The organism is Vibrio sp. 10N.247.310.17 (assembly GCF_041466605.1).
GTDB lineage: Bacteria > Pseudomonadota > Gammaproteobacteria > Enterobacterales > Vibrionaceae > Vibrio > Vibrio tasmaniensis_A.
In genome coordinates this window covers 23,989-34,298 of sequence record NZ_JBFSTC010000056.1, presented here as the reverse complement: position 1 = coordinate 34,298, position 10,310 = coordinate 23,989, and the positions used below count along the sequence as shown (strand labels likewise).

Below are 10,310 nucleotides of genomic sequence, written 5' to 3'. Positions count from 1 at the left end.
AACGGTATGCTAAGAACAAAAATGCCGTTCACTCTTAAGTGAACGGCATTACTCCTTTGCGGAGCCTTTCACTTTGTAACGATAGCTTATTTGATAGCAAAGGTTGGCAGTGATAAGTGCCAACGAATAGCGCCAAGCCTAATCAATAGTGTCGTGAAGACGCCGGCCAAAAAGGCGGTTTCTGAGTCGTGTCCCATGTTGAGCGCCATGGTATGGAAAGTACCACCAATGATACAAGCGGTCGCATAGACTTCACTTCTTAGAATCATTGGCACTTCGCGTGCAAGCACGTCACGGATAATACCGCCACCACAGCCTGTGATAACACCCATGATAATGGCCACTAATGCCGAGTCTTGATAAATCAGTGCTTTTTCTACACCAATACCAACAAACACCGCTAAGCCGATCGCATCACATACCGGCAATATCCACCAAGCCAGACGCTTTGGACGTCTTACTATAATCATGGTCAGCAAACAGGTGGTGATGATAACCCAAAGGTAGGTGGTATCGGTGATCCAAAACACGGGAGTTGCTCCTAGTGCCATGTCACGAATAGTACCGCCGCCAATCGCGGTTACACTGCCTAGAACGGCTACGCCAAAGGGATCCATCTTAAGACGGCCAGCGACAAATACGCCTGAGACGGCAAAGATGGCGGTGCCAAATAAATCGATAATATAAAGCAGCATGGAGTCCATGATACTGGTGCTCTTATAGTTAAAATTGTAGGGACAGGTCGGTGGCGAATTGTACGAAAAAACGCTGCAAATAGTTAGTGATTTTGCCTAGCTCTATCGAAGAAATCGCACACTTGTTGGATTGCTTTCAAAGTTCTTGTTGTCGGGCGATTAATCCAGTCAGAATTAAGTGACCAAATCTGATTTTGAGCAACTGCCGGGATCTCATCTTCCCAAGTTTGCCACATGGTTCCATTCTCAATTGCGTGCTGAGAAGTGAAGATCACTTGCGGCTTCCTTAACACAACTTGTTCAATGCCAACTTGCGGGTAAGGGGAAGCACTGTCTTCGAAAATATTGTGGCCACCACAAAACTCAAACACCTCACTTGGCCAGTGTCCTTGAGCAACAGTGATGATCGGCTTCTCACTGAGTTGGTAGAAGTAGTTTACTGGCTCGGCATCTTTGTATTTTAGTCTCAACGCGTTGAGCTGCTCTCTGTATTGTTGAGCGTTATTTTCGCCAATACTTGGATCGCTTGCGAATTGGCTAAGTTGCTCAATATTGGTCGCGATGTTATCTAGGCTCTTGGTTTTTGAGTAATAAATATTAAAACCAAATTGCTCCAGTTTCGCGAGTTCTCTGGGCGGGTTTCCAGCTGGCCATGCGAGAATGAGATCCGGTTGCAGGGCGATGATCTTCTCAACCTTGATACCTTGGTAATTCGCCACTTTCTCTAGCTTGTCAGCTTGTAGTGGATAATCACTTCGCTCACTCACCGCAACAAGCTTATCACCTAAACCAGCGCTGTATGCGAGTTCAGTGGCATGAGGAGCAAGGCTAACCACACGTTGAGCAGGTTGAACTTTTTCTGAAATCAGTAGTGCTTCTTCTGCAAATGATAAAGGCAGCCATAAGCTGGAAGACAAAATAGTAAGGCTTGTAACAAGTGCTGATGGTTTCACTCTAAATCCCTTGGTGAACAAATAGTAAGATTAGGCTTTGTAAAAATATCCAGATAGCGATGCGACCAAACAGCAGTTTTTGAACTTGAGACAAGTGCAGCACTGAAGGGGCGACTCTGCCGCCTAATTTTGCTCGAATAGCTTTGGTGTTGTCGTAAATCGCAGGACCGCCCAGTGACAGCTCAAGCTTGTTGCCGACAGCTGTAATCAACCATGCAGGGCCGGGCAATGGCCAAGAGCGACTCTGAACGAGCATCATCTTGAATGTGTGAGACGCTTTATCGCCACATACAATCATCAAGGCAAACAAGCGCATTGGTATGAATTCTAGGATAGCGACAATCTTGATTGCCGTTGATCCAAATGGAGAAAATCGCTTTCGACTTGGTGACCATGCACGCGCTAACTCAACAATCAGGCGATACATTAACGCGGCGATTCCACCACCAATGGCGTACCAGAATAAAACACAAACCACATTACGAGCGTAACCCATGATGATAGTTTCAGCCGCGGCTTTGCCAAGTCCAAGTGATGACAGTGATTCAGTTTGACGGTTAACAATCGGAGCCAGTAACTGGCGAGCCGCGGCTTTATCTTCTCGGCCAAGTGCTTTGATCAACTGATTTGCCAACTTTTCATTGTTACGCCAATCAATAGCGAGTAACAACAGCGCTAATTCAAACAGTTGTGATTGCCAAACCAGTGGCTGCAGCGCCAATAGGATAACCAGAGCCGGCAAGACCATTACCCCCCAAGCTAAAGTGCCTGAGATTAAGCTTTGGGAATAATTTTGATTGTTATTAACCTTGGTTGCTAAAAGTTCAGCAAACTTATGCCATAAGGTCGTGGGATGTGCGGCATGGGGGATAGGTAAAATTAAATGAAAAAGCAGTGCTCCCCACATTACAAGGAGCACGCCATTTGCAAATACCTGATCAAACAGTGTTTGCATGTCTAGTCGTTTACTTTAGTAGGGCAACCATTTTGATAACCATCTCAGAAGAGCTTTGTGCTGCTAGTGGCAGGAACTCTTCGAAGCTCATTGGTGATTCTTTGTCTGCAACGTCAGAGATTGCACGAACAACCACGAATGGTACTTGGAATTGGTGACAAGCTTGAGCGATAGCAGATGCTTCCATCTCTACAGCAACGACAGATGGGAAGTGCTTGCGGATGAACTCTTGGCGTTCTGCTGTGCAAACAAATGCGTCGCCAGTACAGATAAGACCGCGAACAGCGTGCTTATCTTCCATTTGCGCTAGTGCTTGTTCAGCAACAGCCATCAATTTGTCGTCCGCTTTGAACGCTGCAGGTTGACCTGCCATTTGGCCGATTTCGTAACCGAAAGCTGTAACATCTGCATCGTGGTGACGAACTTCAGTTGAGATAACCACATCGCCAAGGTTCAGTGTTGAATCAAAACCGCCAGCAGAGCCCGTGTTTAGTACTACGTCTGGTTGGTATTCGCTTAGTAGGATTGAAGTACCCACTGCAGCGGCTACTTTACCAATGCCTGATTGAAGCAAAACAACGTCAACACCATTTATCTGACCAGAGAAAAAGGTACAACCGCCTTTATTAACTTCAGTAATGTCTGAAATTGCTGCCTTTAGGATCGCAACTTCTTGCTCCATTGCGCCAATGATGCCGATTTTCATGTGTAGTCTCTTAATAAATAATATTTAAACAGTAGAGCGAAATTGTAGCATGGATAAGAAGTGTCGAGCGACTGCCCAGAGGCACTTCTCATCCGAATAGCAGCGATTTATCTGCGTAATCTTTTATCTATTTGATCAGGCCTTCGCTTTTTAAGCTAGCGCGAAGTTGTTCAGCACGCTTTCGGTTTACGCCAAAATCAGAGTGACCAGTACGAGACTCTGAACGCACGATCAGTTTGCCATCAGTGATCTTAAGTTCTAAGTCATCGACAAAGCGCATGATGCGAGAAGTACATTCAACACGCAGGTAATCTTCTGTTTTACTAGCGGTTTTCGATCCCGGTAAGGTTAGCGCAACCTGCTCAATCGCATCTAAGTTTGCTGAATCTGATAACTCAAACGTGGCCAATGTATGTTGTTCACGGTCATCTTGAGTTGATACGCAGTTTGGTTTGTCTCCACAAGGTGATGAAGTTCTGTCTTTCATGTCCGTGATTCCTTGGCTACAAGCGGTTAAAGTCAAAAGAGATAGAGAAAGGAGAGCGGCTTTTTTCATAGTGTTTCCTATGGCTTGTTTTTAATTCTTATTGTAGTTATCGGTATTGGCTTATTTGTAATTGTTTTACGTATTTTCGTGATGCTTGTGATAAACGAATCTAATTCAAAAAAGGATCCATAATTGGATCCTTTTTTATAGTAACGAACTGAGTAATAAAGGAAACCCAATCACACTTCTAGGTAATCCAAGATCCCTTCTGCGGCTTTACGGCCTTCATCGATAGCGGTTACCACTAAGTCAGAGCCTCGAACGGCATCGCCACCAGCGAATATCTTGCTGTTGGTGGTTTGGTATTGAAACTCTTGTTTGCCGGGAGCCTTGATGCGACCCCATTGGTCGAGCTCTACACCAAATGGTTCTAGCCATTCCATTGCATGAGGTTGGAAACCAAATGCCATGATCACGGCATCAGCCTCAAGAACATGCTCACTGCCTTCAACCGGTTCAGGGCGACGGCGGCCTGCCTCATCTGGTTCACCCAAGGCTGTTTTCATCACTTTAACGCCAGTCACATGACCGGATGAATCGGTTTCCAGTGCTAATGGTTGAAGGTTGAACATGAACTTCACGCCTTCCTCTTTCGCATTTTTCACCTCTCGGCGAGAGCCCGGCATGTTCGCTTCATCTCGGCGATAAGCACAAACAACATTAGCAGCGTGTTGACGAATCGACGTTCGGACACAGTCCATTGCAGTATCACCACCACCAAGCACGACTACTTTCTTGCCTTTCATGTCGATGAATGGCGTTGGGTTATCCAGTTCCATGACCTTGTAGGTATTGGAAACAAGAAATGGTAGGGCATCATAAACGCCCGGAGCTTCTTCGTTGTCTAATCCAGCACGCATATTTTTATAGGTGCCGACACCTAAGAAAACGGCATCATAATCATCGACAAGTTGTTGTAGTTGAACGTCTTTGCCGACTTCGGTATTCATTTTAAATTCGACCCCCATACCACTAAAGATACGGCGACGGTTTTCCATGATGCCTTTCTCAAGCTTGAACGATGGGATACCAAACGTCAGCAGGCCACCGATCTCAGGGTAGCGGTCAAATACCACGGCCTTCACACCGTTTCGAACTAAGATATCAGCTGCTGCAAGACCTGCTGGGCCTGCGCCGATGATCGCGACCTTTTTGTCGGTCCATTCAACGTGAGACATGTCTGGCTTCCAGCCCATCTCAAACGCTTTGTCATTGATGTATTTTTCAATGTTGCCGATGGTTACTGCGCCGAAATCATCGTTGAGGGTACAAGATCCCTCGCACAGTCGATCCTGAGGACAAACTCGTCCACACACCTCAGGTAAGCTGTTGGTTTGGTGAGACAGTTCAGCGGCTTCGATAATGCGCCCTTCATTGGCAAGCTTAAGCCACTGAGGGATGTAGTTATGAACTGGACATTTCCATTCACAGTAAGGGTTACCACAGTCTAAACAACGGTCAGCTTGCGCTTTGGCTTGTTGCTTAGTGAAAGGTTCGTAGATCTCTACAAACTCAATCTTACGTATTTTGATTGGCTTTTTCGCTGGATCTACGCGATTCACATCAATAAATTGGTATACATTCTGGCTCATTATTGGCTCCTTCCAATTATTGCGCTTGAACACGAAGTTCAGCAGAGCTACGGCTTTGGTGACCGAGCAAGGTGTTAAGATCCGCCGTCTTTGGCTTCACTAGGTAGAACTTCGGAATCCATTCATCAAAGTTCGCCAGAATAGCTTCAGCGTGTACTGAGCCAGTCTCTTCTAAGTGCTCTGCAATCAGGCCGCGTAGATGTTCTTGGTGGATAAATAGATTAGACAGAGAAAGTGCCTCGACCGACTCGTTGTTCACTCGGCCTTGGAAGTCTTCATTCTTATCCATGACATAAGCAAAACCACCCGTCATACCCGCGCCGAAGTTCACTCCGGTTGCGCCAAGAATGGCAACAATACCGCCAGTCATGTATTCACAGGCGTTGTCACCCGCACCTTCAATCACAGCAACGGTACCTGAGTTACGCACGCCAAATCGTTCGCCCGCAGTACCTGCGGCAAATAGCTTGCCTCCGGTCGCACCATACAGACAAGTATTGCCGATGATGGTCGCTTCGTTACAAGTAAACGCTGTGCCTTGGTGAGGCTTGATTACTACTTTACCGCCCGCCATGCCTTTGCCGACATAGTCATTGGCATCACCCGTCAGATACAGCTCAACGCCGCCGGCGTTCCAAACCGCAAAGGATTGGCCTGCTGTACCATCGAGATACAACTTAATTGGTGAACCCGCCATACCTTGGTTACCGTAACGTTTGGCAATTTCGCCAGAGATACGAGCGCCAATCGAGCGATCGGTGTTGATCACGTTGTAGTAAAGACTGGTGGATTGACGTTTCTCAATCGCATCGATTGCGTCATCAAGGATCTGTTGGTTGAGTTGAGCCTTATCAAACGGTGCGTTTGGCTCTGTCCAAAACAGTGGGTGACCTTCTGGAGATACCGGAGCTTCCAATATCGAAGAGAGATCGAGTTTACTTTGTTTCGCTGTGAGGCCTTGAACGGCTTCAAGCAAATCAGTACGACCAATCAGATCAGTAAGTTTTTCTACGCCAAGTTCTGCAAGGTACTGGCGAACTTCATCGGCTAGGCCTGTAAAGTAGTTCACCACCATGTCTGGTAGGCCTTTGAAGTATTCGCGGCGTAGGGTTTCATCTTGAGTCGCCACACCTGTCGCACAGTTATTTAGGTGACAGATTCGCAAGAACTTACAACCCATCGCCACCATAGGTGCGGTACCAAAACCAAAGCTCTCTGCACCTAAAATCGCGCCCTTGATAACATCGAGGCCGGTTTTTAAACCACCATCGACTTGCAGGCGGATCTTATGACGAAGCCCGTTGGCGACGAGTGCTTGTTGAGTTTCGGCTAAGCCAAGCTCCCAAGGACAACCTGCGTATTTCACTGAAGTCAGCGGGCTTGCTGCAGTACCACCGTCGTAACCGGAGATCGTAATCAAGTCGGCATAAGCTTTCGCTACACCTGTGGCAATGGTGCCTACACCCGGTTCAGATACTAACTTCACTGAAACCAAGGCTTTAGGGTTAACTTGCTTAAGGTCGAAAATCAGCTGCGCCAGATCTTCGATAGAATAAATATCGTGATGTGGAGGAGGGGAGATCAATGTTACGCCTTGAACTGAGTATCTCAGCTTGGCGATTTCTGCTGTGACCTTATGACCTGGCAGTTGACCGCCTTCTCCTGGCTTCGCACCTTGTGCAACTTTGATTTGTAGAACATCCGCATTGGTTAAGTAATGTGGCGTCACACCAAAACGACCAGAAGCTATCTGTTTGATTCGTGAGTTGCGATCAGTCCCAAAGCGTCGTGGATCTTCACCGCCTTCACCAGAGTTAGAATAACCACCCAAGCGGTTCATCGCCATGGCTAGCGCTTCATGAGCTTCTGGGCTCAAGGCACCAATCGACATGGCTGCCGAGTCGAAGCGTTTAAAGAGATCGCTACTTGGCTCGACTTGTTCTAGTGGCAGAGGTTGATCGGCTTTTTTGAGGCTCATTAAGTCGCGTAGCATAGCAGCAGAACGAGCATTAACTTGCTTCGCAAAAGATTGATAATCTGAGGTTTCACCTGTCTTGACGGCGGTTTGCAAGGTACTGACTACATCTGGGTTGTACGCGTGGTATTCGCCGCCATGTACATATTTGAGTAAGCCACCATGTTCCAGTGGTTTACGCTTAGTCCATGCTTTACGAGATAGATTATAGATATCTTGTTGGAAGTCGCTAAAGCTAGCGCCTTGGATACGAGTCGTTACGCCACGGAAACACAAATCAACGACATCGGTATGTAAGCCGACCGCCTCAAATAACTGCGAGCAGCGATACGAAGCAATTGTCGATATACCCATCTTCGACATGATCTTATACAGACCTTTGTTGATGCCGTTTTGGTAATTTTGCAATGCAGTGCGATAGTCTTTATCTAATGAACCCTCGTCCAACATTTTGCCCAGAGCTTCATAAGCGAGATACGGGTAAACCGCGGTTGCGCCGAAGCCAAGCAGTACGGCAAATTGGTGTGGGTCACGTGCGGTTGCTGTTTCAACCACGATGTTAGCATCACAACGCAGGTTGGTGTCTGCAAGTCTAGTTTGCACCGCACCGACCGCCATGGCTACCGGAACGGGTAGCTTACCTTTCTCTAAAGCTTTGTCTGAAAGCACAACCAAAACGGCGCCGTCACGTACATCTTGAACCGCACGATCACACAAGTCGTTGATGGCTTGTTCGAGATCTTTTTCTGCTGGGTCATAGTGCATGCTAAGAATCGTATGGCCATAATGCTTTTGATTTAACTGCAGAAGTTGCTGCATATCAGAATAAAGCAGAACGGGTGAATCAAACGTCACACGGTAAGCATGCCCATCGGTTTCACAGAACACATTCATCTCTTGGCCGATGCTGGTTGCCAGAGACATAACGTGTTTTTCACGCAAAGGGTCAATCGGTGGATTGGTTACTTGAGCAAACTTCTGACGGAAATAGTCGGTAATGAGGCGCTCTTTCGAAGACAGTACTGCCATTGGTGTATCGTCGCCCATCGAGCCGACCGCTTCTTGTCCCATGTCACCGAGTACGCGCAGTACTTGGTCTGACTCTTCGTTGCTCATTGCAAACTGTTTTTGATAGGTCTTTAGGGTGTCATCATCAAAATTACGCTTACCGACTTGGTCATCTGCTAGTGCGGAAAACGGTGTTAATTTGTGAACGTTTTTATCCATCCACTCTTTATATGGGTGACGGCCTTTAAGATCATTGTCGATCTCGTTCGACTGCCATAGCTTACCGCGACGCGTATCAATAACGAGCAGTTCACCAGGGCCAACACGTCCTTTCTCTGCTACTTCGTCAGGCGCATAATTCCAGATACCGACTTCAGATGCCAAGGTGATTAGGTTGTCTTTGGTGATCACATAGCGAGCAGGGCGTAAGCCGTTTCTGTCGAGGGTACATGCAGCATAACGGCCGTCAGACAGTACGATACCCGCAGGGCCGTCCCACGGTTCCATGTGCTTGGAGTTGAAATCGTAAAAGGCACGAAGCTCTGGATCCATGTCTGGGTGGTTTTGCCAAGCGGGCGGCACAAGCATACGCATCGCTCGGAATACATCCATACCACCGGCAAGGAATAGATCGAGCATGTTGTCTAGGCTTGAGGAGTCTGATCCTGTCTCATTCACAAAAGGTGCGGCAGTTTGTAAATCGGGCAGCAGCGGTGAAGAGAATTTATAGGCGCGAGCTTTAGCCCATTGACGGTTGCCTTCAATGGTATTGATCTCACCATTGTGTGCCAAATAGCGGAATGGTTGAGCCAGTGGCCAACGCGGCTGAGTATTAGTTGAGAAACGCTGGTGGAACAGACATATTGCAGATTCCATACGTAAGTCTGCAAGATCGAGGTAAAATCGCGGAAGATCGGCGGGCATACACAAGCCTTTGTAGACCATGACTTGAGTCGACAGGCTACAAATATAAAAATCTTTGTCTTCGGTGATCTGCTTTTCAATTCGACGACGAGCGATATAAAGGCGTCGTTCAATATCGCGCTCACGCCAACCTGCTGGGGCCGAGATAAACACTTGTTGAATATTGGGAACAGAATCTTTGGCGATTGGGCCTAATACGTCGGTGTTGGTCGGCACGACACGCCAGCCCGCTACGGTTAAAGTCTCTTGAGCGAGTTCTTTATTGACGATGTCTTGCGCCGATTGCGCTTTGATTGGATCTTGGCTGAAGAAAATCATGCCGACAGCGTATTGCTTGCCGAGCTTGAAGTTATTCTCTTCAGCAATAATTCTGAGATAAGAGTCTGGCTTCTGTAGCAATAAGCCACAGCCATCTCCGGTTTTACCATCCGCGGCGATACCACCACGGTGTGTCATGCGATCGAGGGCTGAAATAGCAGTTCGCACCAACTTATGACTCGGTTGGCCTTCCATTTGCGCTATTAAACCAAATCCACAGTTGTCTTTTTCAAGACTAGGATCATATAGAGCCATTGCAATTCTCCCTTTTGCTTCGCTGTCATCCAGACAGTAAATGACTAACTATTCATGTACTTGTTATTTTTTATGAACTTGTTCTTATATAAACTGATAGTTTGTTTTTAGCTAGCTAAAACGTTATTGGTTGTGTTAACAAAACCGATTGGTTTTATTTTCATCAGCTTTACAACGTATAGCTAATTGTGTTTAAGGTCAAGTTCATGGTTAATTATCATGTGTAAACGCGATTAACCACGTAATAATCTGAAATAGTCGATGAAGATCAATGAGATATAAGAGCTAGATGTTAACGAGATTTAACATGCACAGCCGGAGTGATTGAGAAAGAGTTAAAGGCCAGATAGAAAAAAGGCTAGCATCGAGTGCTAGCCAAACA

The 10,310-nt window shown here is 46.8% G+C and carries 7 protein-coding genes; all 7 read right to left on the bottom strand.

Annotated elements, in window-relative coordinates; genetic code table 11:
• Positions 1-86: 86 nt before the first annotated feature.
• The gene (locus AB6D80_RS15460) at positions 87-704 is read right to left on the bottom strand and encodes a TRIC cation channel family protein (RefSeq protein WP_009848396.1); all 618 of its coding nucleotides are present in this window, start codon (positions 702-704) and stop codon (positions 87-89) included.
• A 74-nt stretch (positions 705-778) separates the two neighbouring features.
• The gene (gene btuF, locus AB6D80_RS15455) at positions 779-1,648 is read right to left on the bottom strand and encodes a vitamin B12 ABC transporter substrate-binding protein BtuF (RefSeq protein WP_009848397.1); all 870 of its coding nucleotides are present in this window, start codon (positions 1,646-1,648) and stop codon (positions 779-781) included.
• A gap of 1 nt (position 1,649) precedes the next feature.
• Positions 1,650-2,603 (bottom strand): cobalamin biosynthesis family protein, encoded by a 954-nt coding sequence (locus AB6D80_RS15450; RefSeq protein ID WP_371702224.1) that lies wholly within the window; start codon positions 2,601-2,603, stop codon positions 1,650-1,652.
• Positions 2,604-2,613: 10 nt separating this feature from the next.
• Positions 2,614-3,309 carry a 5'-methylthioadenosine/S-adenosylhomocysteine nucleosidase gene (mtnN, locus tag AB6D80_RS15445; RefSeq protein WP_017090520.1) on the bottom strand — a complete coding sequence of 232 codons (696 nt, stop codon included), beginning with the start codon at positions 3,307-3,309 and terminating at the stop codon, positions 2,614-2,616.
• Between the two features lie 127 nt (positions 3,310-3,436).
• Complete coding sequence (locus AB6D80_RS15440) at positions 3,437-3,865, bottom strand: DUF1499 domain-containing protein (RefSeq protein ID WP_017080251.1); 429 nt, start codon at positions 3,863-3,865, stop codon at positions 3,437-3,439.
• 170 nt (positions 3,866-4,035) lie between these two features.
• A complete protein-coding gene (locus AB6D80_RS15435) occupies positions 4,036-5,448 on the bottom strand; it encodes an FAD-dependent oxidoreductase (RefSeq protein ID WP_029225425.1) in 1,413 nt (470 codons plus the stop codon).
• 16 nt (positions 5,449-5,464) lie between these two features.
• A complete protein-coding gene (gltB, locus tag AB6D80_RS15430) occupies positions 5,465-9,928 on the bottom strand; it encodes a glutamate synthase large subunit (RefSeq protein WP_372188977.1) in 4,464 nt (1,487 codons plus the stop codon).
• Positions 9,929-10,310 lie beyond the last annotated feature (382 nt).